At 43.9% G+C, this 25,833-nt stretch carries 26 protein-coding genes; 9 read left to right on the forward strand and 17 right to left on the reverse strand.

The window, feature by feature from the left end; genetic code table 11:
- Positions 1-31 precede the first annotated feature (31 nt).
- The 8 genes from RM544_RS06530 to RM544_RS06565 form a co-directional block, all read right to left on the reverse strand.
- Complete coding sequence (locus RM544_RS06530) at positions 32-748, reverse strand: HAD-IA family hydrolase (RefSeq protein WP_311360964.1); 717 nt, start codon at positions 746-748, stop codon at positions 32-34.
- Positions 745-1,680 (reverse strand): tyrosine recombinase XerC, encoded by a 936-nt coding sequence (locus RM544_RS06535; RefSeq protein WP_311360965.1) that lies wholly within the window; start codon positions 1,678-1,680, stop codon positions 745-747. Before RM544_RS06535 ends, RM544_RS06530 begins: the two co-directional genes overlap by 4 nt.
- A 15-nt stretch (positions 1,681-1,695) precedes the next feature.
- Positions 1,696-2,391 carry a DUF484 family protein gene (locus RM544_RS06540; protein WP_311360966.1) on the reverse strand — a complete coding sequence of 232 codons (696 nt, stop codon included), beginning with the start codon at positions 2,389-2,391 and terminating at the stop codon, positions 1,696-1,698.
- On the reverse strand, positions 2,388-3,218 hold the full coding sequence (dapF, locus tag RM544_RS06545) for a diaminopimelate epimerase (protein ID WP_311360967.1): 831 nt from the start codon (positions 3,216-3,218) through the stop codon (positions 2,388-2,390). The genes RM544_RS06540 and dapF overlap by 4 nt, the downstream gene beginning before the upstream one ends.
- Before the next feature lie 52 nt (positions 3,219-3,270).
- Complete coding sequence (lysA, locus tag RM544_RS06550) at positions 3,271-4,521, reverse strand: diaminopimelate decarboxylase (RefSeq protein ID WP_311360968.1); 1,251 nt, start codon at positions 4,519-4,521, stop codon at positions 3,271-3,273.
- A gap of 1 nt (position 4,522) precedes the next feature.
- A complete protein-coding gene (lptM, locus tag RM544_RS06555; protein WP_311360969.1) occupies positions 4,523-4,687 on the reverse strand; it encodes an LPS translocon maturation chaperone LptM in 165 nt (54 codons plus the stop codon).
- Positions 4,688-4,770: 83 nt separating this feature from the next.
- Positions 4,771-5,841: an MJ1255/VC2487 family glycosyltransferase gene (locus RM544_RS06560; protein ID WP_311360970.1), complete on the reverse strand. Its 1,071-nt coding sequence runs from the start codon at positions 5,839-5,841 to the stop codon at positions 4,771-4,773.
- 19 nt (positions 5,842-5,860) lie between these two features.
- On the reverse strand, positions 5,861-6,379 hold the full coding sequence (locus RM544_RS06565; protein ID WP_311360971.1) for a phosphatase PAP2 family protein: 519 nt from the start codon (positions 6,377-6,379) through the stop codon (positions 5,861-5,863).
- Between the two features lie 176 nt (positions 6,380-6,555).
- Between RM544_RS06565 and rraA the strand changes: the two genes are divergently transcribed.
- On the forward strand, positions 6,556-7,041 hold the full coding sequence (gene rraA, locus RM544_RS06570; protein ID WP_311360972.1) for a ribonuclease E activity regulator RraA: 486 nt from the start codon (positions 6,556-6,558) through the stop codon (positions 7,039-7,041).
- Between the two features lie 217 nt (positions 7,042-7,258).
- Entirely contained in the window at positions 7,259-7,546 is a 288-nt protein-coding gene (locus tag RM544_RS06575; protein ID WP_311360973.1) for a GIY-YIG nuclease family protein, read from the forward strand.
- Positions 7,547-7,644: 98 nt separating this feature from the next.
- Here RM544_RS06575 and RM544_RS06580 read toward each other — a convergent pair whose 3' ends face one another.
- The 3 genes from RM544_RS06580 to mpl are packed head-to-tail and all read right to left on the reverse strand — an operon-like array spanning position 7,645 to position 10,514.
- A complete protein-coding gene (locus RM544_RS06580) occupies positions 7,645-8,427 on the reverse strand; it encodes a S1/P1 nuclease (RefSeq protein ID WP_311360974.1) in 783 nt (260 codons plus the stop codon).
- 38 nt (positions 8,428-8,465) lie between these two features.
- Positions 8,466-9,107 (reverse strand): flavin prenyltransferase UbiX, encoded by a 642-nt coding sequence (locus RM544_RS06585; RefSeq protein ID WP_311360975.1) that lies wholly within the window; start codon positions 9,105-9,107, stop codon positions 8,466-8,468.
- Positions 9,108-9,110: 3 nt separating this feature from the next.
- Complete coding sequence (gene mpl, locus RM544_RS06590; protein WP_311361349.1) at positions 9,111-10,514, reverse strand: UDP-N-acetylmuramate:L-alanyl-gamma-D-glutamyl-meso-diaminopimelate ligase; 1,404 nt, start codon at positions 10,512-10,514, stop codon at positions 9,111-9,113.
- A 221-nt stretch (positions 10,515-10,735) separates the two neighbouring features.
- On the opposite strand from mpl, the gene RM544_RS06595 reads away from it, so the two are divergent.
- The 5 genes from RM544_RS06595 to RM544_RS06615 all read left to right on the forward strand — a co-directional run bounded on the left by RM544_RS06595 (position 10,736) and on the right by RM544_RS06615 (position 15,738).
- Positions 10,736-11,704: a class 1 fructose-bisphosphatase gene (locus tag RM544_RS06595; protein WP_311360976.1), complete on the forward strand. Its 969-nt coding sequence runs from the start codon at positions 10,736-10,738 to the stop codon at positions 11,702-11,704.
- 141 nt (positions 11,705-11,845) lie between these two features.
- Complete coding sequence (gene ppa / locus RM544_RS06600; protein ID WP_311360977.1) at positions 11,846-12,379, forward strand: inorganic diphosphatase; 534 nt, start codon at positions 11,846-11,848, stop codon at positions 12,377-12,379.
- A 199-nt stretch (positions 12,380-12,578) separates the two neighbouring features.
- Complete coding sequence (locus tag RM544_RS06605) at positions 12,579-13,004, forward strand: DUF3299 domain-containing protein (RefSeq protein ID WP_311361350.1); 426 nt, start codon at positions 12,579-12,581, stop codon at positions 13,002-13,004.
- A 54-nt stretch (positions 13,005-13,058) separates the two neighbouring features.
- Positions 13,059-14,678, forward strand: coding sequence for a methyl-accepting chemotaxis protein (locus RM544_RS06610; RefSeq protein WP_311360978.1), 1,620 nt, complete (start codon positions 13,059-13,061; stop codon positions 14,676-14,678).
- Positions 14,679-14,916: 238 nt separating this feature from the next.
- Positions 14,917-15,738, forward strand: coding sequence for a DUF4198 domain-containing protein (locus RM544_RS06615; protein WP_311360979.1), 822 nt, complete (start codon positions 14,917-14,919; stop codon positions 15,736-15,738).
- Between the two features lie 88 nt (positions 15,739-15,826).
- On the opposite strand, the gene RM544_RS06620 is transcribed toward RM544_RS06615, so the two are convergent.
- Both RM544_RS06620 and RM544_RS06625 read right to left on the reverse strand, forming a co-directional pair.
- Positions 15,827-16,540, reverse strand: coding sequence for an anti-sigma factor (locus RM544_RS06620; RefSeq protein WP_311360980.1), 714 nt, complete (start codon positions 16,538-16,540; stop codon positions 15,827-15,829).
- Positions 16,537-17,076 carry a sigma-70 family RNA polymerase sigma factor gene (locus tag RM544_RS06625; protein WP_311360981.1) on the reverse strand — a complete coding sequence of 180 codons (540 nt, stop codon included), beginning with the start codon at positions 17,074-17,076 and terminating at the stop codon, positions 16,537-16,539. Before RM544_RS06625 ends, RM544_RS06620 begins: the two co-directional genes overlap by 4 nt.
- 294 nt (positions 17,077-17,370) lie before the next feature.
- Between RM544_RS06625 and RM544_RS06630 the strand changes: the two genes are divergently transcribed.
- Together RM544_RS06630 and RM544_RS06635 are read left to right on the forward strand one after the other, a co-directional pair.
- Positions 17,371-18,963 carry a DUF4331 domain-containing protein gene (locus RM544_RS06630; RefSeq protein WP_311360982.1) on the forward strand — a complete coding sequence of 531 codons (1,593 nt, stop codon included), beginning with the start codon at positions 17,371-17,373 and terminating at the stop codon, positions 18,961-18,963.
- Positions 18,964-18,988: 25 nt separating this feature from the next.
- Positions 18,989-19,504: an Ig-like domain-containing protein gene (locus tag RM544_RS06635; RefSeq protein WP_311360983.1), complete on the forward strand. Its 516-nt coding sequence runs from the start codon at positions 18,989-18,991 to the stop codon at positions 19,502-19,504.
- A gap of 25 nt (positions 19,505-19,529) precedes the next feature.
- Here RM544_RS06635 and RM544_RS06640 read toward each other — a convergent pair whose 3' ends face one another.
- From RM544_RS06640 to kduD, 4 genes are read right to left on the reverse strand one after another with little or no spacing between them, the layout of a single operon-like run.
- Positions 19,530-21,224 carry a hypothetical protein gene (locus RM544_RS06640; protein ID WP_311360984.1) on the reverse strand — a complete coding sequence of 565 codons (1,695 nt, stop codon included), beginning with the start codon at positions 21,222-21,224 and terminating at the stop codon, positions 19,530-19,532.
- Entirely contained in the window at positions 21,202-23,703 is a 2,502-nt protein-coding gene (locus RM544_RS06645) for a glycoside hydrolase family 2 protein (RefSeq protein WP_311360985.1), read from the reverse strand. The genes RM544_RS06640 and RM544_RS06645 overlap by 23 nt, the downstream gene beginning before the upstream one ends.
- A 16-nt stretch (positions 23,704-23,719) precedes the next feature.
- Positions 23,720-25,048: an alginate lyase family protein gene (locus RM544_RS06650; protein ID WP_311360986.1), complete on the reverse strand. Its 1,329-nt coding sequence runs from the start codon at positions 25,046-25,048 to the stop codon at positions 23,720-23,722.
- Positions 25,048-25,821 (reverse strand): 2-dehydro-3-deoxy-D-gluconate 5-dehydrogenase KduD, encoded by a 774-nt coding sequence (gene kduD / locus RM544_RS06655; RefSeq protein ID WP_311360987.1) that lies wholly within the window; start codon positions 25,819-25,821, stop codon positions 25,048-25,050. The genes RM544_RS06650 and kduD overlap by 1 nt, the downstream gene beginning before the upstream one ends.
- Positions 25,822-25,833: the final 12 nt, after the last annotated feature.

Consider the following 25,833-nt stretch of genomic DNA (forward strand, 5'->3'; position numbering starts at 1 on the left):
TATACTTTCAAACATGCTATCAAGTACACTATTAAACTAGGTAGGTAAGCTCTTCGAGTTCGTGTATTTCCAAATTTGGTAATACTCTCACTGGCTCAGACCTAATGTCCATCTTGCGGTCACATGCGTGCCAAGCCGTTGAAAAGCCAGCTAAGCTGGCGCCCCAGACGTCTTTCTCTAAATTATCTCCCACGTGGAGTATCTTCTTTCTAGGCACTGCCAATAACGCTGCTGCTTTATCAAACATGTGTGCATGAGGCTTCATTGGACTGTTTTGACTCGCCTTTAGCACCGTTTGGAAATACTCATCAATACCGATTTGTTTAGTATTAACATTACCGTTAGTAATGGCAACTAACGGCAGTTTTTTAGCAAGCGCAGCCAGCACAGTCGCAACAGCATCACTGACCTTAAAATTGCTTCTTTGGTAATAGAACCAATCGAAACAATCGTCAACGGCTTTCTTCAATGTACTGCCAGCATAACCACCACGCTGTAAACCTTCGCTTAGGACTCTGCGCCTTAATTCACCCATATCCGAAAAGAGTGTTGGGTCGTCTCGCAGCGCTTGACGCTTAAATTGTTGCCAATCGTCTTTATGCAGATGAGATGAGTCTGGATAACGTTCTGAAATATAATTTAATAGACCTCGTTCAGCCTCAACAAGATAAGGCCAATTATGATACAAGGTATCATCCAAATCGAAGGTCATAGCGGTAATTTTGGGTGTTGGTTTGTAAATAATCACTTTTTCTTGGCCCTAGGGTGTGCCTGGTCATATGTTTGAGATAGGTGCTGAAAATTGAGATGAGTGTAGACTTGAGTGGTGGATAAGTTAGCGTGTCCTAACAATTCTTGTACGCCTCTTAAGTCGTTGCTCGATTCGAGCACATGAGTTGCAAATGAGTGGCGTAATGTATGCGGACTAATTTGTTGATAGAGCGTTTGTTGCTTCGCCCAATGATCAAGACGAGTTTGTACTTGGCGATTACTAATCCTCGTTTTACGGTTCGAGAGAAATAAAGCACTTTCATCGTCACTTGCACGCAGTTTGTCTCTTTCTACCAACCAATCTTGTAATGCTTTGTTGGCTTTTTTGCCCAAGGGAAGTCGCCTTTCTTTGTTTCCCTTACCAATGACTCTAATTTCATTACTAGCTAATATGTCTGACAGGCGCAGGCCCGTTAGCTCGGAAAGACGAATACCACAACCATACAATAGCTCGAACATAGCTTTGTCTCTTATCCCGAGAAAGCTATTACTGTCAAAATTTAACAAGCTTCCCATTTCATCAACATTCAGTTGTTTCGGTAAAGGCTTTGATTGTTTAAGTGATTGAATAGAGGCTACAGGGTTATTCGGAAGATAGCTTTGTGAAACCATGTATTCGCAAAAATTGCGTAATACAGTGAGCCTGAGGTTAATTGTTCGAGTGGAGAGCTTTGCACTACTGCATTGCATCAACATCATCTTAATATGGTCCGCAGATAGTTGCTGCCACGAAGTCAGGTTGAGGTGCGCCAAGGCGCTTAGGATTTGTCTTTGGTAGTTACGACAAGTGTGTTCGGACAGTTGTCTTTCGACACGTATAAAATGGATAAATTTCACAATCCATGAAGAGAGTTCTTCAGGCAGGTCTTCAAGCTTGGTAATAGTGGTTTGAACGCGTGAGCTTGTCATTCAATCCAAAAGGGCTTAGTAATGCAGCAAGTCTGGCATCGCAACATTTAAGAACTCTTGCAGTTGCCTGATCAATAAGGTGTCCATATCCGGTGTAAAGTGAATCGGATCTGCACTGCCAATCGCTAAAATACCCAAGTCGCGCTGGTCACCTAAAAGCACTAAGGCAACTGATTCTGCAATGCCATCGCCGAATAACAGTTGTTTTTCATGCTGACTTAAACGACCAAAGAAGAAATCGGAGTCTTTGAAGCGCTTTTCCATAAACAAACGCTGTTGAATTTCAGGTAAAGCAAACATGCCTTTAAAAGGCTTGATGCTAGCTGCCGACATGTCTAGTTCATCTTGCAAGGTTTCTTCAATGGTATATTGCATTTCAGCAAACTCAGTGCATCGAAGTAAGCGCAGGTTAAGGTCAGCATATACTCGGTAAATGGCTTCGTTTTGCTTGGCAACGGAGATTAATTGGCTTAGTTTGAAACTGAGTTGACGAACTTTCTTGCGTAGCTGGTCGCTTTGTAACTCGACTAAGGACACAGAACCTTTTTGTTTATGAGGAATTTGTACTTTTTCAGCAACATCGGGATTTTTAACAAAGAAGTCTTTGTTATTCAGAATGTATTCACGCACTTCTTCTTCTGTCACCAAAGAAGGTGTGTAATCCTGCGCTAGCGCTTGCGCTGTATTTCCCTTAACACTTGATTTATTCATAGCGTTATTTGTCCATCGTAAATGTGTTCTGCGGGGCCCGTCATTTTTAAAAGACTGTCATCCCCATGCCATTTTATAATGAGTTTACCACCTGGGAGCTCGACATTCACTTCTTTATCGAGTTTGTCCTGCATAATTCCAATTGCGACCGCTGCACATGCGCCACTGCCACACGCCAAAGTCTCGCCAGCTCCGCGCTCGAAGACTCTGAGCTTAATTTCATTGCGCGAAATAATTTGCATAAAACCGACATTTACGCCTTCAGGGAAACGCTCATTTGCTCCAATCAATGCGCCAATTCCTTCAACATCATGTGTGGCGACGTCATCAACCTCCAGCACGCAATGAGGATTGCCCAAAGACACCGCACCACAAAAGTAGGTGCTGTCGTTATCACGCAGAATATAAGTGTTTTCTTGTTTATTGGCTTTAAACGGTATGCGTGCTGGTTCAAATATAGGTCTACCCATATTGACAGTGACCAACCCATCTTTCTCTAGGTACAAGACCATGCGGCCTGCTTTCGTACTGACTACGATTTTATTGCGATTAATCAGCCCTTTTTGTTTCACAAATTTGGCAAAGCAGCGAGCACCGTTGCCACATTGAGATACTTCAGAACCATCAGCGTTAAAAATACGGTAGTGAAAATCTTGATCTGGGTCGTAAGGAGGCTCAACGATAAGGAGTTGATCAAAACCAATTCCAAAGTTGCGGTCGGCAAGCTGTTGGATCTTCTCTTTAGAGAAGAACACATTTTGTGTCACATTGTCGACGACGACAAAGTCGTTGCCCAAACCGTGCATTTTCGAGAAATTTAACAGCATTCGCTTCTTATCGTTATTATTGTTGTTTTATTCATGGCAGCCTAAGAGTAGTTTACGTAACTTTATGCTCACCTTTCCAGAGATCTTTTAATTTTTCTCGTTCTCTGACCACATGCACTTCCTTACCGTCGACCATAATTTCTACTGGACGACAGCGGCTGTTATAGTTGCTCGCCATCACAAAGCCATAAGCACCGGCACTTCTCACCGCTAAATAGTCGCCGGCTTGAATAGCGAGTTCGCGATCTTTGCCCAGAAAGTCTCCGGTTTCACACACTGGGCCGACAATGTCATATAATTTACCTACCTCACCAGTACGAGGACGGACAGGAATAATTGCTTGCCAAGCGCTGTATAGTGCAGGACGAAGGAGGTCGTTCATCGCCGCATCAACTATGGCAAAGTTTTTCTCTTCGCCTTGCTTCAAAAACTCTACTGCGGTCACCAGTATGCCAGCATTTGCAGCAATCGCTCGACCTGGCTCCAAAATCAGTTTTAAGTGCTCTCGGCCTTGCATCTTCTTAGCCATTGCAGCGGCATATTCTTTAGGGTGTGGGGGGGTTTCATCATTATATGGAACGCCTAAACCACCACCAACATCGAGGTGAGAAATAGTAATGCCGTGCTCTGCTAACTCATCTATTAAAACCAACAAACGTTCAAGCGCATCAACAAACGGAGTAATGTCTGTGAGCTGAGAGCCAATATGACAATCCATGCCTTTAACATCTAAGTTCGGCATCGCTGCAGCGCGTTTATAAACTCGTAATGCATCGTCTCTAGCAATACCAAACTTGTTCGCTTTTAAGCCTGTTGATATGTAGGGGTGCGTTTTAGCATCGACATCTGGGTTGATACGAATTGAAATAGGCGCTTTAACACCCAGTTCACCAGCAACGTGGTTAATTCGGTCAAGCTCTGCGTCAGACTCCACATTAAAGCACATAATATTATGTTCTAATGCAAAGCGAATCTCAGCTGAGGTTTTGCCAACGCCAGAGAAAACCACTTTGGTAGGATCACCGCCCGCTTCGATGACTCGGCTCAACTCGCCCTGGCTAACAATATCAAAACCAGAGCCTAACTTAGCAAGCACGGATAGCACACCCAAATTGGAGTTTGCTTTTACTGCGTAGCAGATAAGATGGTCATGCGCAGCAACGGCATTGTCAAATGCATGCCAGTGCCTTTCTATCGTCGCTCTGGAGTATATGTAAGCAGGTGTACCGTATTCTTTCGCGATATCGGCAACCGGCACGTCTTCAGCAAAAAGCTGCTCTTGGGAATAAGTGAAAAAGTCCATGTTACTGCTCCTGCATTAAGGTTGATTCAGGGGCGTCCGCACGGTTTTCGGGTTCCGGTTTGTTCGCTGGTGCATCTTTGGGTAGGTATAGGGGACCACGTTGCCCGCAGGCAGATAAAAACAGCACTAAGCCCATCAATTGGGCGATTTTAGAAGATCGATTCATTAAGACAAGATAGCTAGCTTATAATGACCTAACAATGCATTGCAATGGCGTAAAATGCAAGCCTTGAACCAATAAATTACGCGTCAAATGTGGCTAAATTTCTTGCTAACTTCACTAGGGAATTCAACTTCTTGCCAGAGTTCCTGACATATGCCTTGAGTATCACTCCAATTACCAGCGAGGATCCAGTCAATGAAGCGATTAATATTACTTGGAAATTTTATCTTAGACGCACGATTTTCGGTCAACCATTCTTCAATATTGTCAGTGTCCAAAGCAAATAAGGTGTCAGATAGGCCGAGTTGACGTAGCGTGAAAGCATTCGAAAATTGTTCAAATTGACCGTTCAAGGGTTTCATCAATAAGGCTTTACCTAAACTCAAACATTCTGTTGCCAACTCAAAACCTCCGTTAGCAATTACCCTAGAGCATGACATTAGGGCATGGTGAAAGCCATCTTTAGAGGGCGGGAACCAATGCACGTTTTTGTCTATATAAGGAGTTTTAACTTCTGGATGATAACAGTAAAAAGTCGTTTCACTCAGTGGAGCAAGCGCTTGCTGAATACTCATTGTGGTTTCGAAGGGAAGGTAGACCAACACAAACGGTTGCGCTTCTATATCTGCTGAGCACGCTAATTCAGCTGGCACAAATGGCGGAATAATCGCTTGGTTAAAGTGATACCAATGTACGCCAAGTGCAAAGTCAGTAGGTGCAAAATGTTTGGTAATAATTTTGTCGACGACACCTTCTGCTTCAGTAGGCACGGAATAGTTAAACGCTGCCTGATGACTAATTGAAAGTGATGGCACTTTTTGTTTTTTGGCAGCCCATGCTGAAACGGGCTCGAAGTCATTGAGTACAAGATCGTAGCCGCTAAGATCTAATTTGTTGACGTCTCGCATGAACTCAAACAGCTTTGCTTGTTTCAGTGTTTTGAAGCGGTGCAGAGCGCCGTTTTCAGTGACAAATGACAAGCCGGTGCGAGTGCTGTATTCATTGAAAACTTGCATATCAAAATACGCATCTTTGTCCCGACCTGTAAACAAGTAGTCGACATGAACCTCGCTGCGCTTATTGAACGCCTCTGCCATTAATCTCGCCCGAGCTATGTGCCCATTACCCGTACCTTGAATACCATATAAAATTTTCATTCTGATTTGCGCTTCCTGTTTAAGCCAAAGAAAATAGGCTAAGAGTGGCTAAAGTACTGCCTAGAATGGCGCCGAGAATAACATCCAAGGGAAAGTGCACTCCCAATAAAATACGTGATAAACCAACTAGAGTTGCCCATATAAATGCGATAAGGGCTAAACTTGGGAAAAAGCTCGCAATAATCGTGGCCATTAAAAAGGCTGCTGCGGTATGCCCCGAAGGTAAGCTAAATTTATCTGAGGGTGTGATGTGAGCAGTGAAATTGCATAGGCATGCACTCGGCCGTTCTCGTTTAAACATTTGTTTCAAGATAAGGTAGATTGGAACCTCTAAGGCGTAGGCCATTAAAGCTGTGTATAAGAAGAGGGTGGCGTGTTCGTTGTCTATGAGAAACATCACAAACGCAATCACCAAATAAAGATAACCGTCCCCTGTCTTTGATACGGCTTTAATCATTTTGCAGTTGCTAGACTCAGAAAACCGGTTGAACCAAAAGAATAAAGCAGTATCTAATTCTGTAATTCGCTTTAGTGTCATAACATACCCTAAGCTAGTATTTTCAGGGCTAAAGATACGGTTACTATGTGAACAATCAGTGACAGAAATAAGAAAGCTCTGTGACAATTTATATTTGTGTTTCATCTCTTGTGAGAAGTGCTACTATGCGTGTGTCGTCTATCAAATAACCTATAAACAATGGTTTAAGGATTATCATGGAATACAATACCTCTGAGTTGTGCGATTTGTTTGCTGACAGCGTTGATGTTCTCGACCCAATACTCACCAGCTTTGGCGGTCGCTATTCTTATGGCGGCGAAGTGACAACCATTAAATGCTTTGAAGATAAAGGCCTCGTCGACAAGGTGCTTGCAACCGATGGTGAAGGCAAAGTGTTACTCATTGATGGCGGCGGCAGCACACGACGTGCTTTAGTTGATGCATACAATGCCCAAATGGCTGCAGAAAACGGTTGGGAAGGTATTGTTTGTTATGGCAGCGTGCGCGAAATTGATATTCTTGAAGATTGTGAAATTGGTATCCATGCCATCGCAGCTATCCCGGTTAATGCCGAAAGCCGAGAAGTCGGAGACCTCGACGTCGCAGTTAATTTTGCGGGAGTTACCTTTCTCCCAGAAGACCACCTATACGCAGACGGCACTGGGATTATACTATCCCCAGAACCCTTAGACATAGACTAACATCACGTCATTCCCGCGGAGGCGGGAACCCACGTTTATCGTCATTCCCCCTAAGCACGTCATTCCCGCGAAAGCGGGAACCCACGTTTATCGTCATTCCCGTGAAGGCGGGAACCTAAACTTCTATTTGACCTCAAGACTAGTTTACGAAAAGCTGATCTTTTCATTTCGTTAAAGCTTTGTATTGTTGCTCCTTCAATTGACAAGGAAATCAATAGTGAAGCAACCCTCTATATACATCATCACAAACAATAAAAACACAACACTGTATATCGGTGTAAGTAGTGATTTAAAAGCACGTATTTATCAGCACAAAAACAAACTAATCGAAGGCTTTAGCGCAACATATCATTTGCATAAACTTGTTTACTTTGAAGCCCTTGATGATATGGAAAGCGCAATAATTAGAGAGAAAAGGCTTAAAAAATGGAATCGAGCTTGGAAGAATCGGCTTATCTCCGAACTTAATCCAAGTTGGAGAGATTTGTATGGCGACTTGTTTTGAGTATTCTTTTGCTTTTATAAGTATGAGTTAGGTCCCCGCCTTCGCGGGGATGACGTACTTAGGGTGGATGACGTGCTCAGGGGGATGACGTGCGCAATTTATTTCGCAAATAACTCGTTTAAATGAGCAGCGATTCTCACACCACCTTCCTGCAAACGAACTTTGGCGGTTGGCAGATGTTGATAAAGGTAATCCCAACCTAAACGGTCGCCTTCAGGGTAGATTGTGTCTCTGATAGTTGCACTTTCTGTGATATAGATAAGCGGGTCGGTGGTATTCCATTTCGCTGCTTGCTCTGGTGTGATTTTTTCACTTAACCATTCCGTCCACTCAGTATAAGACAACTGTCTGCGGTCAAGTAGACCTGAATCCCACACGCGATGAAGGTTTGATTTTTCCCAAAAGAACTCAAGTTTGAAATCATTACCCCCTTTATCTGTGCCATCACCGGCGTGCAATGGTTGGTGTAAATCACCAATAATATGCACAATAAAGCGAAGCGCTCGTTGGCGTTCAGAAAGTGGGGCTGTATCGTCTTTTACTATTTTTGAAAACTTCTTCAACGCAGTGTAGGCATCGCCTTGTTCTGGGGCGTGTTTATGTTCTTTGTATGTTTCGCCTTTTGGCACGGTGACATAATGATAAGGGCCCGCCTCCTTTTGCCAGAACTCTTCTGGGTTAGAACGCATTTCGTCGGCATAAGTGGATGCCTCAGCCAAGCTTTCGTTCGGCAACAATGCAGCAATGGCAGCTTTTGCTTCTTCACTTAAGTACTGTTCTGCGATAGCACCAGTGATTCTATGCCCTGTTTGACCCCAAGCGTGCGCTTGTTGGATTGAGCTAGCGGCTAACAATGCACTTGCGATTAATAGTTTTTTCATATTTCTCTCTTTGTAAAAGTCTGTCGTTCAATATGTGTTTATTTATTCTGGCCGTAGCCCCAGCGCTCAACGAGTTGCTGGTCTACACCAATGTGGTCGAGTATCCGAGCGACTACAAAATCAATCAGGTCATCTATAGTTTTCGGTTGATGATAAAACCCGGGCGATGCTGGCATGATGGTAACGCCCATTTGTGACAGTTTTAGCATGTTTTCTAGATGAATCGTTGAAAACGGCATTTCTCTAGGCACCAGAATTAACTGTCCACGTTCTTTTATCACCACGTCTGCCGCGCGTTCGATCAAGTTGTCACATGCGCCCATTGCAATCGATGAGATGCTTCCTGTAGAACAGGGGCATACTATCATCTGTTTTGGCGCTGCAGATCCCGAGGCGACCGGAGAAAACCACTCTTCTCTTCCGCAGACAATGATCTGACCTTCTTTGGCTGAAAATCGCTCAGCGAAAAAACGACCCGCATCCTCTGGTTTGCTGGGTATTTTTAAATCTTCTTCGGTCGCAAACACGACCTTTGCAGCAGAAGAAATCAGCAGAAAAACAGTGTAGTCAGCTTTAACTAACTGCTCTAATAAACGCAATGCATAGGGAGACCCTGACGCACCAGTAATCGCTAATGTGATAGCTTTGTTCACTCGTTTTCCTTTTGGGTTTTGTGTCATTATTTACCTGTTTTGATGCTTATGCGCAAGAGCGCCGAGGAGAGTTTGATGAATGCCATTAAAACCACCGTTGCTCATCACCAATATTTGGTCTCCTGTGGCAGCAGTATCGACAACTTGCGCTACAATATCTTTCGTTTCATGGTAAACATGTACGGGCACTTGGCTATTTGCGACCATGTCTTTAAGCGACCAGCCTAAATTATTTGGCTCAAATAAGTGAATTTCGTCAGCTTCTTGCCACGAACTAGCGAGTGTATCTTTATGAACCCCCATTTTCATGGTGTTAGAGCGAGGCTCTAGAATCGCAATTATTTTAGTTTCCGGATGTTTTTTACGCAAACCATCCAAGGTTGTTTTGATGGCTGTGGGATGATGTGCGAAATCATCGTATACCGTAATCCCAGCAACTTCACCTTTTACTTCCATTCTACGTTTTACATTCTCAAAGCGACTCAAGGCTTGAATTGCATCTGCAAGCTGAACACCCGCATGATGAGCAGCAGCAATTGCCATGACGGCATTGCTAACGTTGTGTTCACCAATCAACTCCCAACTGACAGTGCCAACCAGTTTTCCTTTATGGTAGATATCAAATTCACTGCCATCGGCCGTAATTAACTGCGTTTGCCAATCATTCTTGCTACACATACCGTTTGACTGTTCTGGTGCAATGTTATTGCCAAGTGTTTGGGTTTCGCTCCAACAGCCCATGTCTAATACTTCGTTGAGTTTTTCATCCTCTGTCGGCGAAATAATCGTACCGCTAGCAGGGACACAGCGCACAACATGATGAAATTGCTTTTGTATCGCAGCTAAATTTTCGAAGATATCAGCGTGGTCAAATTCGAGATTGTTCATCACTAAAGTGCGTGGACGATAATGCACAAACTTCGACCTTTTATCGAAGAAGGCGCTATCATATTCATCGGCTTCAATCACGAAAAACGGTGATACGCCGACCCTCGCTGACACACCAAAATTCTCAGGTACACCGCCAATCAGAAAGCCAGGGTTTAAACCAGCGTCCTCCAATATCCAGGCGATCATACTTGATGTTGTGGTTTTACCGTGGGTACCTGAGGCTGCAATCACCCAGCGATCTTTTAGTAAGTTATCTAATAGCCATTGTGGCCCGCTAGTGTAGGGGAGGTTTCTATCAAGAACATACTCAACTGCAGGGTTGCCGCGGCTCATCGCGTTTCCGATGACTACCATATCAGGAGCGGGTTCAAATTGGTCAGTGTCAAAGCCTTGGGTGAGCGCGATACCTAAGTTTTCCAGTTGAGTGCTCATTGGCGGGTAAACGTTGGTGTCAGACCCTGTAACGGTATGGCCTAGCGACTTAGCTATCGCTGCGATTCCGCCCATAAAACTGCCACAAATACCGAGAATATGTACGTGCATGTCATCACTTTCTTTTTGTTTTTGCATACTTTACCAAAACATAGCAAAGGACGAATGTACTTTTTGAGAATATTCATAAAATGCTGCATATTTTCAGTATAAGACTAAATTACTGCATACGTATGCAAGAACTGGGTCGCAATTTTGAGGTTGCAAGGTTACAATACTCGTCCATTGATACAAACTGATTCTGATCACCTACCAAAGGAACCCTCGGTACAATGAAACGCTTAAACTCCCAGCTTCAACAGGACGGCGCACCGCTAGAACTTATCTTACTTATTCGCACACTGCTTGCTGGTTGCAAGGAAATTTCATTCCGTGTCAGCCAAGGTGCTTTGGCAGGAGTCTTGGGTTCAACTTTGTCGGAAAACGTACAGGGTGAAACTCAGAAGAAGCTAGATGTTATTTCAAACCAGATATTAAAGGATACCCTTAGAGAGTCTGGCTATGTGAAAGCGATCTCTTCTGAAGAAGAAGATACGGTCGTGCCATGCAACCCTGAAGGGAACTACTTAGTGAGTTTCGATCCTTTAGACGGTTCATCAAATACTGAAATAAATAGCTTAATTGGTACCATTTTCTCTATCACACACGCTCCGCAATGGATGAAACCTGATGATCCATCAGCGTTTTTGCAGCCCGGCACTCAAATGGTCGCTGCGGGTTACGTGTTGTATGGCCCATCAACTATGCTCGCAATGACCACTGGTCGTGGCACACATTTATACACTTTAGATAAGACGCACGGTGGCTTCCTATTAACTGAAGGGAACATAAAAGTACCTGAAGACACGGCAGAATTTGCAATTAATACATCTAATCAACGTCATTGGGAAGAGCCGATCCAAAACTATGTAACAGACTTGATTGCGGGTACCGAAGGTCCTCGCGAGAAAGACTTCAATATGCGCTGGGTTGCAGCAATGGTCGGTGATATTCACCGTGTGCTGTGTCGTGGAGGTATTTTTGCTTATCCATTTGATAAGAGAAACCCAAAAGTGCCTGGCAAACTTCGCTTATTATACGAAGCAAACCCGATGGCTTTCTTAATGGAGCAGGCTGGGGGTTTAGGCGATACAGGGCATGGTAGAATTATGGAAGTGATGCCTGAAGAAATACATCAGCGAGTGCCTGTATTATTAGGCTCTAAAAATGAAGTCGAGATGTGTAAGAGCTACTATAAATAAAATTGGGCCTTGGTCACTCATTCGAGAAAAGCATGAGACCAAACTCTTAGCCCCTAATACTAGATACTGCACGCGCTTTTACATATAATCGCGGCAGTTATTTTAATTAGTTTTTACATAGTTTTTTAATAGGAATACAGCATGAGCTTAAATGACATCCCTGTGGGCAAAAACGCCCCAGAAGAAGTGAACGTAATTATCGAAATCCCAGCTTACTCTTCACCAGTGAAATACGAAGTTGATAAAGACACTGGTGCGCTTTTTGTTGACCGTTTCATGGCAACTTGTATGCAGTATCCAGCTAACTATGGTTACGTGAACAAAACCTTATCTGACGATGGTGACCCGGTTGATGTATTGGTCATGGCACCACATCCACTTATTGCCGGTTCAGTAATTAAGTGCCGTCCAGTTGGCGTTTTAAACATGACAGATGAGTCGGGTGAAGATGCGAAAGTGATCGCAGTTCCTGTTGCCAAACTATCGACAATTTATAACGACGTTAACGACATCGATGATGTTCCTGCGCTATTAAAGAGTCAGATTGAGCATTTCTTCGCACACTATAAAGATTTAGAGCCAAATAAATGGGTTAAGATCAATGGTTGGGCTGACGTTGAGGCTGCTAAAGCAGAAATCGTATCTAGTGTTGAAAGATATAACAAAACAGCATAGTCGCTGATTTTGTAAGAAAAGAAGCTCGCTTTATGCGGGCTTTTTTGTGCTTGTTGATTGCGTCTGAAACTTTATACGCATAGACTAAAGTTGATACTTTAAAGGGGTGAAGTACTTGAAACTAATTAAAATGAATACGGTAAGCTTATGGGTCGCGGTAGTTTTGAGCGTCTTGGTGGGCACTCAATTTGCAAACGCCATGCAAGAAACGAAGCTTGAGCCTTTGGAATTGTATTGGGAAGACATGATACCAGAAGGTTACGTTGTGCCACCGAGTGCCATTGATCACAATGGTGACATGACGCAGTTGGAGCCCGATGCTCCGCTGAAACAAGAATTAAATGAGCAGTATGTAAAAATCCCTGGATTCGTTGTTCCTCTTGAGGGAGACGCCGATAATATCACTGAATTTTTACTTGTTCCTTACTTTGGTGCATGCATTCATGTACCGCCACCGCCATCAAATCAGATAGTTTATGTAAAATTTTCTGAAGGTGTGCCGATAGATAACTTATATGATGCTGTTTGGGTAACGGGCGTGTTGTCCACAGACGGCTGGAAAGGGGATATAGCAACAGTTGGTTACACCTTAAAAGGTGAGCTAGTTAGCGCTTTCGATGGATAGATAAGAATATTTTGCACGGTAGTTGTGCACAACCATTACATAATTAGGTGAAATATGAATTTTCTGGCCAAGCTCTCGATCGCGAAAAAACTTTTTCTTATCCCAATCATAGGGACAGTGAGTTTTGCGTTGTACATCGTTATCAGTACTATTTCTGCCTACGACAATGTTGCGCAGCTAGAAGATGCACAGGCAGTTCAAACGCCCGCTTTACTGAATTCTCGCGAAGCGCTTAATAGCATGGAGAACACCAAAGAAACCTTGAGTGCAGCAGTGACGACCGGCGATGAAGATGCCTTAGAAAAAGCGCAAGACTTGGCTGAAAAAACTGTTGATCATCTCAATTTGATTATTAATCTGGGCGAGGGCATGTCCGGTGACGTTAGACCCATTCTTAAAAGCTTCGAAGCATACTTCGCTATGGCTTACGACGTTAGTAAATCTATGATCGACGGCACCGCAGATTACTCGAAGCTGCAAGCTATCTCACAAGAAATGAACAACTTATTTGGTTCTGCCGTTTCTAAGTTGAATGAATTCAGTAAACAACGCGAGGACTCTTTTAACGCTGCCATTATTGGTGCGAATGAATCCGCTCAGTTTATGATTTACCTCGGTATTGGTATGGGCTTGGTAACCATGGTTCTATTGTTTGCGACCGCCTTACCGATTGTGAATAACCTTCGCAAAAGTATTGTTGATGTGGTTAATTCACTGAAAGATATCGCTCAAGAAGATGGCGATCTCACTATCAGAATTAAAACAAAAAACACCGACGAAATAGGTGATTTGGTTTATTGGTTTAATCAGTTTATTGAAAAGCTTCAAGGTGTTGTGAAAGACATTGGTAACTCTAGTAAGCCATTGTCGAACCTTGCTTCTGACCTTAACCAAGTGTCGAACCAAGCTCGTCAAACGATTTCCTCTCAACAACTCGCAGCGGCCGATGCGAAGGCAGCCGTAGATGAAATGACCATGAGCGTGGGTGCGGTAGCTAGCAGTGCGAATGAAGCTGCATTGGCGGCCGGAGAAGCATCAACAGCCGCAGACGATGGTCAGCGAGTCGTTAATCAGACTGTCATGAGCATTCAAAGTTTGGCTTCACGAGTTGAAGAGACCGCAGTGGTCATCAAAAAATTGGAACAAGATTCAAACCAAGTGGGTGTCGTTCTGGACGTAATTAAGGGTATTGCAGAGCAAACCAATTTACTAGCCCTGAATGCAGCAATTGAAGCGGCCCGGGCCGGTGAGCAAGGAAGAGGTTTCGCGGTGGTTGCTGACGAAGTGAGAACCTTGGCCTCGAGAACACAACAATCCACAGAAGAAATTCAAGCTACTATTGAGCAATTACAAGATGCTGCTCGTTCTGCGGTGTCTGTGATGGCCAAAGGAACTGAGCAAGCAACCATCAGTGTTGATGAAGCCAACAAAGCCGGTTCAAGTTTGAATGCAATTACTGAAACCATTAGCCGTATTACGCGCATGAATGATCAAATTGCTAACTCTACTGGCGAACAGCAAAAAGTGGCTGATATGATTTCATCTAACGTGGATGAAATTAACAATCGAACTGAAGACACTACAACAAGCTCTGAGCAACTTACCGTAGTAAGTGGTGAGCTAGAACAGCTATCCAAAGACTTCAACCGAATTATGCAGCAGTTTAAATACTAGTCATCATTAACGTCATAAGAAGCGGCCAATGGGTCGCTTTTTTTGTTTCTGTCCGCACAAAAAAGGCATTTATCTAGTTGGTTTTACCGTTTTTACACACATTTTGCATCTAAAGTGAAAAGTGGGGAGTAAGGTTTGTCGTGGGGTGAGGTTTGCTCATCCTTCGCCGTATTGTTTTAAGAATAAACATTCGCGCTTTACATACAAAGCGATAAAAACCGAGTTCTAAGGAGAGCCCATGCGATTCATTCCAAAGTGTGCCCTGATATGTCTATTGAGTGTCAATGTAACCATAGTTAATGCCCATGATTTTTGGTTAAACCCCAAGAGTTTTCATGCCGATACTGCTCCAACAAAAGTGCCTGTTAAGTTTTTAGTCGGCCATGCAAACGATGTGAGCCCTTGGTCATTGAGCTGGGATCGTATTGTTGCGCTTCGCACTTATAGTGACGGCGAATTTAAAGATCAGATTGAAAATGTGCATGTGAATAATGGTTTAATTAAGGGATTTGCGAATGTTGTCTTGTCAGAGGAGGGGACACACATATTGGGCTTTGAGAGCTATCATAGCTTTAGCAGTCTGGCCGCGGATAAGTTTAATGATTACGCTAAAAAAGAAGGTTTAGCGCTAGTGCTTGAGCAGCGAAATCGCTTAAACCAAAACCAGGACGATGGTCGTGAAATATATTCACGCAAGGCAAAAAGCTTACTCCAAGTTGGAGATACATATACCGACAACATCACTAAGCCCATTGGGCACATGCTTGAAATCGTGCCCATGCAGAACCCGTATACACTTAAAGGTGAAGCAACATTACCGATAAAGGTTCTCTTTAGAGGGAAGCCTCTTGAGAACGCGCTTGTCGATATTGCGCGACTTTCTGTGGCCTCGCCTGAAAAACAAGAAATGAGAACTAACGCAAAAGGTGAAGCGACTTTCACTATCGACACGCAAGGCAGTTGGATTGTGAATGTGATTTGGGCTGTACCAAATGCCGACCAGAGCACGGCCGAGTTTGAGACTTATTTTTCTAGCTTAACGTTTGGCTACGACAAGTAAAGTGAGTCTAGTCTATCCATTAAAAAAGCGAGCAACCTGAATGGATTACTCGCTTTTTTTGCTTACTTAGTATGTCTTTCAATTCACCTTATAGTAAGGCCAATTCCGCAGCAAATAAGACTTCAGTCGGCGCACCTGTTGGGCTACCGCCTTTGGGTTCTAAACTGACGGCCAAGGCTGCAATCTCAAGCTGATCGAAAACCTCAGGCTTTTGCAGTATAAAGGTACCTTCTTGCTGTAATAAACCCAAAGAAATAGGCGCGTCACCTGATGCAGGTACAATCCACAATTGATAGTCGTTTGCGGGACGTTTTGTTAAGTTTTGCGTGCTACGAATAAACAAACTGTCTTTACGCACATCAACTGACCACAAGGTTTTTTGCTCTGCGTTAGCAAAAATAGCGACAGCTTCAGGTGACTTAACATCACTTGAAAATTGATAGAATACAACGGCTAGAAACAAGCTAGCAGCCACCGCTAAACCACTCAAGGCTTTCCAACTGTCATTGGCGCTGGCTTGCTTTCTTATTTCAGGTGAAACTTCAATACCACTGAGCTTTTCCGGATTAAAATCAAAACCTAAGTTTTGCTGTATCTCTCTCCAAACACTTGCTGGAGGTTCAACAGGGTCAATGGCAGTGGCCATCACATTTAATTGAGATTCCCAGTAATGCACTGCTGCTTGTACTTTTGCATTCTTGACTTTAATAGCTTCAAAGCGATTTCGCGCAGCACCCCGTAGAGTGCCCAGAACGTATTCTGCGGCGAGTGAAGAAAGTAGTTTGGTATCATTATAATTCATAAGCTTAAACACCTCTCTAAGGCTTGAAGACCTCTTCGAATCCAACTCTTGATTGTGCCAAGTGGCTTCTCCATATGTGCAACAACTTCGCCATGCGAACAACCATTAAAATAGGCTAAATGAATAGCTTGTCTTTGCATGTGGTCTAGTTCATTCATACAACGACTAAGCTTGCCTGTCTCATGGTCGCTCTCTGACTCTGAGGCTTCAATATTTGACGAAGGAATGCTGTCCAGATCCGCTACCCCCTCTTCTTTGCGAACCTTGCGATACCTAAGGATATCAAGAGCACGGTAGCGCACGATACTGATAATCCATGTGAGGACGGTGCCTTTACCTTCTGTATATTGACTTGCGTTGTACCAAATCCGTACAAAGGCTTCTTGTGTTGCTTCTTCCGCTAACTCTGGTTTTGCTAACATCTTTAATGCCACAGCGTAAACTTGGCCACTGGTCTTATTATAAATTGCTTCAAAAGCCGGACGATCATTTCGCGCAACTTTTAACAGCAAAGGTAATAGTTCTTCATGTTCCATATTGTTTTCCATGATCTGCTTGTTTTTATACTTCAAACACCCAAACGGCTAGTAGTTCAAATTGGATGCAGGAAACGGCCTTTTTAAAAAATGTGCCGCCTGGAAATCGACATACGACTAAATGTTTACCCTAGTATAGTGCTTACTTTTTAAATTTCTTAACTCTTTCAGCTTCTTACTGCCTCGAAGCGCTTGTTCACATGCTTAATTTGAGAAAGCTTATATTTCTTGCATCCACTTCATTCCTTCGCGCGTTTGGCTCTTAGTAATTACAATCAATAAGGAAGACTAACTATGAGAAAAACACAGCTATCACTAATTGTTTCTGCTTTGTGCGGAATGGCTATTAGCAGTGCCGTGCAGGCATCAAGCCACAGAGAAGCACCGAATATCACGCGTTTTCCTACGGTAGATTCTACCGACTTTTATGCGTTTAATAGTTATGAAGAAGGCCGAGGCGACTATGTCACCATGATCGCCAACTACATTCCATTGCAGGATGCGTATGGTGGACCGAACTATTTTCCAATGGATCCTGAAGCCGTTTACAGCATCCACATTGATACTGATGGTGATGCTGAGGAAGATCTTAGCTTCGCATTTGATTTTGATAGAAAACTCGCGAACGACAACCAAGGCGTTAAATTAACGATAGGTCCTGAAGGTAACCAACGTTCGGTCGGTGTGCCTTTAATCAATATTGGTCCTATATCCAGCGCTGACCAAAGTGCTGCGAATTTTGCTGAGTCCTACACAATTACCATGATTGAAGGGAATGCGCGGACAGGAACACGCACACCCGTTACAAATGCCACCAGTGGTGGGGAAGCTTTTGGTAAGCCACTCGACTACATCGGTAATAAAACCTTTTCTAATCTTGCCGGTTATCAAAGCTACGCCAATAGCTTTATATATGACATTGCGATCCCCGGTTGTGATGAGATGGGCCGAGTATTCGTTGGTCAACGAAAAGACCCTTTTGCAGTGAACCTTGGGGAAACGTTCGACCTAGTCAATTATGTACCCGTTGAAGGCGACAGTGCGCCGGGTGCAGACGACAATGGTGGTTTTCCGGGAGGCATTACGCAAAACGCCAACAATGATGATTTAGTCGATAAGAATGTGACGAGTATCGCTATTGAAGTACCAAAGTCTTGTGTGACCGGCAATGGTAACGGCACCATAGGCAGTTGGACAAGTGCTAGTTTGCCTCAAGCACGGATACTAAACCCGAATGCAAGCTTTGATAAGCCTGAGGTAACAGGAGGCGCGCTTACTCAGGTATCTCGCTTAGGTTCGCCGCTAGTGAATGAACTTGTCATCGGAATTGGCGACAAGGACAAATTCTCTAGCGCTCACCCGAAGGATGATGGGCAATTTGCTGACTATGTGACTCACCCAGCACTACCAGAATTACTCAATATTCTGTTCAAAGACCCAGTTAATGCAACTTTGGGTGCAAGCTTTGAAACCATAGCGCCAACTAACTTCCCAAGAGTGGATTTAGTCACTGCATTTCTAACAGGATTTGAAGGTGTCAATCAGCTTTCTACCGTTACACCTTCTGAAATGTTGAGGCTCAATACGGCCATACCTGCTACCTCACAAGCCGAGCAGTCGCCTTTTGGTGTTGCAGGCAATGATTTAGCTGGCTTTCCGAATGGTCGTCGCCCTGGTGATGACGTGGTAGATATTGCTTTGCGTGTGGTAATGGGAGCACTTTGCCATCCGATTCCGATTAATGGTGAACCCACGAATTTAGGCTTATGTAACCCAGAGGATGCGGTTGTTGGGAATGTTCCCTTTACTGATGGTGCACCATTGGATGCCAGTATGATGGATGCAACATTCCCTTACTTAGCAAGCCCTATTGCAGGTTCGGAATAATTGGATACGAATTAAGGAGTAAAACATGAATAAACTAAGTCGCAATGGTATGAAATTACTGGTCGTATCGTCCATGATATTAGGCGTAAGTGCTTGCTTCGATAATGACGATGATGCTGACTTTGAACCAAATGTGCCGCCAATCGCCGCAGATGCCGTATTCACAACTCAAACCGAGACGGATATTATCGACGTGTTGCCAGCTAGCGATGATAATGGTGATGCATTAAGTTATGAAATTAGTAGTGAGCCGCAACTAGGAAGTGTCACCTTGACAGCAGATGGTACCTTTACCTACGTGCCATTTGACGAGCTCACGGGGGCAGATGTGTTTACCTACTCAGTCAGCGATGGTAAATCTAGCCCTGTAAGTGCGACAATCAATATTACTATTGAAGCCTTGCAACTGTCTTTTAGTCAGTTTAGCCGTGATGCTTTCAACCAAGGACCGAGCGATGAACCATTGTCGGTCAATGGCAGAGAGTTTATCCAAGACATTGCAAGTCAAACGGACTATCAGGATTTGATAGACGGAAATTAGGTTTCAAGCCAAGGATGGCTTTCCTTTATTCTTGCGATAAGCGCTTTTTAAGCTGATATTCAAACAGCGATTCTGCTTCAGGATACACCCAGTTAGTGCCTTCAATGTAGGCATCTGGACCATATTCTACATGTACTGGTAAATTGCCATTTACGCTGATCACTCGTGCTTTCGGTCCATCTTTCATCCCATTTAACAGCACACTTTGTGCACTTGCATGCCCGTTTTGAAAACGGACATTAATGTTCCAAAATGTATTGTAAGCTGCATGGGAAGGCTTCCAATAGCTTGCACCTCCGCCAGCAAATAGCGGATATTGTCGATTTTCATCTAAAGTGACGTTTACGCTAATCATGTCGAAGAGGTTTTGTTGGTTCACGCCGCTGTGTTGATCAAGTACCGGATCGATATCGATAGAGCTTCTTAGATAGACACTCTTGGTAGCAAAGGTGTTAAAGCTTAGAGGATGCTCTACCTTATTTTTAACATGAAGGTTTTCAACCAACACATTGTGCACCGCCCCCATTTGCACGGAATAATGAGCGAATTTTTCACCGTCAGTAACCACATCAGTGATACTGATATTCGCGACTTCCTCGGTTAAAATACCACTGTCGGCATTGGTAATTTTGACGTCGTCTACCCATCCGTTATATAAACGGGTTAAGTATATGCCATTGAAGCCTTGTTCTACGTGATGTGCAATGCGTTCAGCGAAAGGAAAGGTCATAGTGAAGTGCTCAAAGCCAATATTGCTGAGGTGCTCCCAAGGTGCCAAATTCACTTCCATGCCTTCGTGAATGTTGTGCAAAAGTGGTGTTTTCAATTCTACTTGATTGCCGTTGATAGCGACGATTTCTGATTGTTGTCTTGCGAGTGCTAGGTTAGCGAAGCGCCAGTGATGAGAGCCGACATTATCAACTAAACCGTGGTAAAGCTCATTGATAATGGGGGCGTTTTCGCCTTTGGTGTTGTACCACTGCAATTCGATGATTTCGCCTACTTTCAGTTTGTCACTAGTATCGACCGTGAGGATAAACTCCCCTTGTTTTCCCTTGTTTGGTGTCGCTAACGTACGAATGGGTACATCATATTTGTCGAGGTATTTTTTCACGCGAAGATCTTTAATACGTGTCCAAAAATAACCGCCTGACCAAGCCCACTCGGTGAAGGGAAGGTAGATGTTGTTTTTCTTCTCTTTTTGTATTTTATTTAATGAGACCAGATACTCTTTTAGCTCTTTCAATTCAGGTGCTTCGGTATAAATGAGTGGGCGAGGGAAGTAAAATTCAGTGCCGCTTACACCACTGCCTTCGCCGCGAACGACTAAGTTATTTCGGTCAAAGTAGATGATTGAACTAATAATATAGCGTCCTTTAGAAAACTGCAGAACAGTCGGTTCATCTGATTCACGTAGTTTGTCGAGTAAGGTTAATAAGGCTTGGCTGTCGTCTAAACCATCATTCGCAAAAATGCCGTGATCTGCTACGTTAATAACAGTGAAATCCTGCGTGCTGGGTGCTTTCTCTGAGTTCGCATAACCCGCAAAAGAGTAGTCTGGTAAGAACTTATCTTTCATGACTTTCTCATTTGAAAGAATGTCAGGCAGGGTAGCACCAATCGCTTGCACGGTGGCTTGAGCGGCACTTGCCGTCATAGCAGCAAGCGAGAAAGCCAGCGTTCCCGCGAATAGATGCTTAGTTAGGTGTAATTTCAACATACACTCCTTTTACATTTTGGCCGCGGTATTCGATGGTACTCGTTTTGCCATTGTCGATATATTCAATTGCAGCAAAACCACTCGCCATATCAATGGTGCTGCTTCCATATGGAGTACCTTGGTCTTTCACTAACTTACCTTGCTCTCCTATGTTAAAGAAGTAGGCGCGCTCTGAGTAATCTAGTACACGATTGCCCTCTTTATCTATAGCTTCTGCGGTGATCAACCAACGATTACCTTCAATGTTTTCTGCTTGTAAGTTAATGGTTTTAAACTTGCCATGTTTACCAATTAGGTAGGTAACTACATGCTCATCTTCTGCAACTTTTTCACCGTCTTTAAAGCCATTTACGCTAAGTGTGTTTTCACCATTATTAAAGGGGACTTTCCACACCAAACCGCCAGCAGGTACAACACCTTGTTGCTTCTCTTTTTTCCCTAGCGACTCACCATTAAGAAATAATTCTGCGCTATCGGTATTACAGTAAACCGTCACATCACGGCCCTCTTTTGGTCCATTGCGATGCGTCCAAGTGTGTGACTCTATCCAACAGAAGGGCTCTTTTTTCCAGTAGCTAGCAAACACATAATAGGCATCTTTGAAGTTTCCGCTGCGATCTACTAAGCCTTTCATGTTCGTATAAGGAATGGGGTTTAATGGACGTAAAGGCGTACCAAAGTCTTTAAAAGCCCATTGTGCGTTACCCGCAAAGTCAGGGAGATTCTCAGACACGTTCAAATGCCAATCAAACAGGTCTACGATATAGTTTGAGTTCCAATCACTGTCTTTCGCAACACTTCTTACAACGGCTTGATTGACCGCTTCAGACACAGACACCTGAGCGTTTCTCAAACCTTTAGGTGAAATAGGGGTTTCAGTGTGACGTCCAACGTGGCTAGAACCGCCGTATTCCATATGCATAAAGGTTGGATATTTTGCATGCGCATCTTTTAATGCCTCTTCATACTGACTGTAGGATCCACCGTACCAGCCTGCCCAAATTGAAGGCGAAAAAGCATCAACAATATCTGAACCCGGATAGTATTTGCGAATACTGGTTAAGCGATAGGGATCCATTTCTTTGGTCATTGTGTTTAGCTTTTCGAGGTAGGGATTAATTAGCTCGGTTGCGCCACCACCCTCAAAATCTTCCTCCCAATATATTTCATTACCCAAGGACCAGAATATAATGCTGGGATGATTTATGTTCTGTTTTACTTGGGCTTGCCATAGGTATTCGGTGTTCTTTTCCCATTCTGCACCGCCTTTACCGCCGCGACACCACGGCAACTCATCCCAAATGAGCAAACCTAATTCGTTGGCGGCTTTATACACTTCAGGATCTTGTGGATAGTGACCTAGGCGCACAAAATTGGCGCCCATGTCTTTCATCATCTGCATATCTTTACGGTGCAGCTCGTTCGGTAATGCCGCTCCTAAGCCTGCATGCTCCTCATGGCGATGGGTACCACGGATCAGAACGCGTTCACCGTTTAAGAAAAAGCCTTTGTGAGGTTTCATCTCAAACCAGCGATAACCGAAGGTATCGAGTTTGGTGTGCAATTCCTTCTTGTTAGCATCCAATAAGCTTAGTTTCATCTGGTAAAGGTTTGGCTCATCGATCGACCAGAGGATGGGTTGTTTGATGGCTTCGAAGTTCAGTTTTGTGCTGTTCATTCCCTTATTTGCAAGCAGTTCTATAGTTTGGCGTTGCACTCTCTCACCGCTTGGCGCAATAATCTCCGCCATCACTGTGAAGCTAGCTGCCTCGTCGGCGACGACATCGACTTTTACCTCTGTACTTGCTGACTCCGCAGACACAGACGGCGTTGTAATAGCCATGTAATCGATATGTTTTTGCGGTAAACGTTTTAACCAGACGTCACGCGTGATCCCGCCGAACAAGAAAAAGTCTGATTTCTGAGAAGGGATCAGGTTTCGGTTGTAACGATTGGATACTCTCACCAACAATTCGTTGTTGCCGCTGGTTTTCAAATATTTCGTCAGGTCGATAGTAAAACCGACATAACCACCAACATGCTCACCAGCCAGTTTTCCGTTTAGGTAAACTTGTGTTTCAAAATTAGCACCTTCAAAATATAAATGCGTCACTCCATCAAAGGCTTCTGCTTTAAAGGTTTTTTTATACCAGCTTGCGTTGCGTCGGTAGCCTGGTTCAGCATCCATCGTATCGGTTGCATTCCAAGTATGAGGCAAAGAAATTGCACTCCAATCACGGCTCTTCCGCGCAAGTGCAATGTCTCGATGATTCTCTTGTAAATATTCCCAGCTATCATTGAAAGGAGTCACCTCAGCGTGAACCTTGGCTTTTGGCGATGCAGAGTGGGCCCCTAGGCTCACAAGTACTAAGCAAATGGCAAATAAAACGGGCCCAAAGCTCATACGAACGGCATGAGCACGGCATTTAGCGCCTAATAGTGAGGAGCGAAAAAGTGAGGGTGGATGAACATTTATCATGGCTAAATCCTGATTTTTAATACGTACAACTACGATATTTCACATCGTTGTTCGAAGGTAATGAATAAGGGTAGTTAAATAGTGCGGCGCAAATTGCGAGCTGTTGTTTAGCTTGCTCTGATTTACTCGCTATAATCTGCAGGTATTGGTCAATCTGTTGGCTAACCGTAGGGTTTTCCGCGTAGGCTTTTCTGGCAAGTAAGGCCGGCGCTACTAGTTTGTAGTAGTCGATGCTTTTTTCCTGTTTACCAGGCCAATAGTCTGTGGTGGATAAATTGGCGACGGCAAATTCCAATGCCTTTAATATTCGTTGATCTGTAGCTGAAGGTTGCTCCCATAAACTTACCCCGATGCGATCAGACATATTCGCAATACGGGTGAAGCCGACCAAGTTGAATGCAGTGTAATTAAATGGTCGTGTGCGATCGAGCTCATGGGGCTGTTTGCCATTTTTCTTTATTTGCCCTTTTACTCGCTGTTTGCTGAGTGCGGTAATTTTTGTAGCAAGGTCGTCAAAACCAAGGTGCAAAGCGATACCAATCACTAGTACATCGTAGAAAGTACCATGGTTGTTCTCTTTTGCCGCTTCATCTTGGCCATTAGCACTCTCAAGCAACCAACCTAAGAAAATGGTGGTCCACTCATTAAAACTCGCTTGAAAGTCTTGGTCACTCACCTCTTTTATCAGTGTAACCGCATCCAAAATACGCAGTAAGTCACGAAACTCAATTATGCCAATACCGCGGCCATGCACTCTACCTGGAATACTTTGGGCAAAGTTAAGATGTGGGTTCATTTTTGTTTCGGCCCTTATGAACCAATGCGAAAGCAGACGCTGCGCTTTTTGAGCGTAACGTTTATCACCCGTGAAAAAATAAGCCAAGGATAAATGGTGACTGGCATTCATCAAAGTCGCAAACATCTTATTGTCTGCGCTTGGTCCACGAAATGTTGGGTTAGTCTGGCCGTCTTTTCTTATCCATGGAAGACCATTTTTCTTTGATTTGTCTGGCCACCAATACGGACCCACACTAAAGTAGTCGTGATTATCCTTACTGGCGGGTATCTCTGGGTTGTTTGTTACCGACAGATATTGAGTTTTCATGGCTTTATCGGCTTGCTCTAGTATGAGCTTGATTGCTTCGGTGTGAATCGAACGTCCATTTTTATTTTTCGCCGCGATATAAGCCGCTTTTACTTCAAGTAAGTCTTGTTCGTCGAGTAGCACCAGCCTTGCTATCACAGGCTCCTCTGTTGCTTGGGTCTGAGCAACAACATCTCTAATTAGAAAAACTGACGCAACAACACTCAGCAATAGCGCAGAACGAAGGGTAGAGCTAGCCATTAGCGAGCCATCCAGCCGCCGTCAACGAGCATAATATGTCCGTTAACATAGTTCGAAGCTTGGCTGGCCAAGAAGACCGCACTACCTGCTAAATCTTCTGGTTGGCCCCATTTTCCGCATGGGATCCGCGCTGTGATGCTCGCATTTCGTTCACTATCATCGCGAAGTTGTTGAGTGTTGTCTGTAGAGAAGTAACCTGGCGCAATTGCATTCACTTGAATATTGCTTGCCGCCCATTCATTCGCAAGTGCTTTTGTCAGCTGGCCAACAGCCCCTTTACTTGCGGCATAAGCGGGTACGGTAATACCGCCCGAAAAAGTGAGTAAAGAAGCGACATTGATAATTTTACCACCGCCTTGCGCCAACATCATTTGACCAGCGCTGCGGCAAAAATGAAAAACACCATTTAGGTTGGTGTCGATTACGTGTTGCCAATCTTCATCTGTTGTCTTATCGGCTGGCGCTCTGCGGATTGTCCCCGCGTTATTAACGAGAATATCGAGTTTGCCAAAAGTACTCTTTACTTCTTCAAACACATTGTTGATTTGCTCTGTTTGACTCTGGTCACAGCCAATAGATAGCACTTTTCTGCCTAAGCTTTGGATCTCGTCATGCGTGGACTTCAAGTTCGCTTCGTTGGTCGCTGTCAGCACTAAGTCTGCGCCTGCTTTAGCAAGAGCAATAGCCATCGCTTTGCCTAAACCACGACTTGCGCCCGTCACTAGTGCTACTTTTCCTTCAAGAGAAAACATAGTCTGTAGGTAATTATTCATGCTACGCTTCCT

The sequence above is a fragment of the Brumicola blandensis genome (assembly GCF_031846165.1).
Lineage (GTDB): Bacteria > Pseudomonadota > Gammaproteobacteria > Enterobacterales > Alteromonadaceae > Glaciecola > Glaciecola blandensis.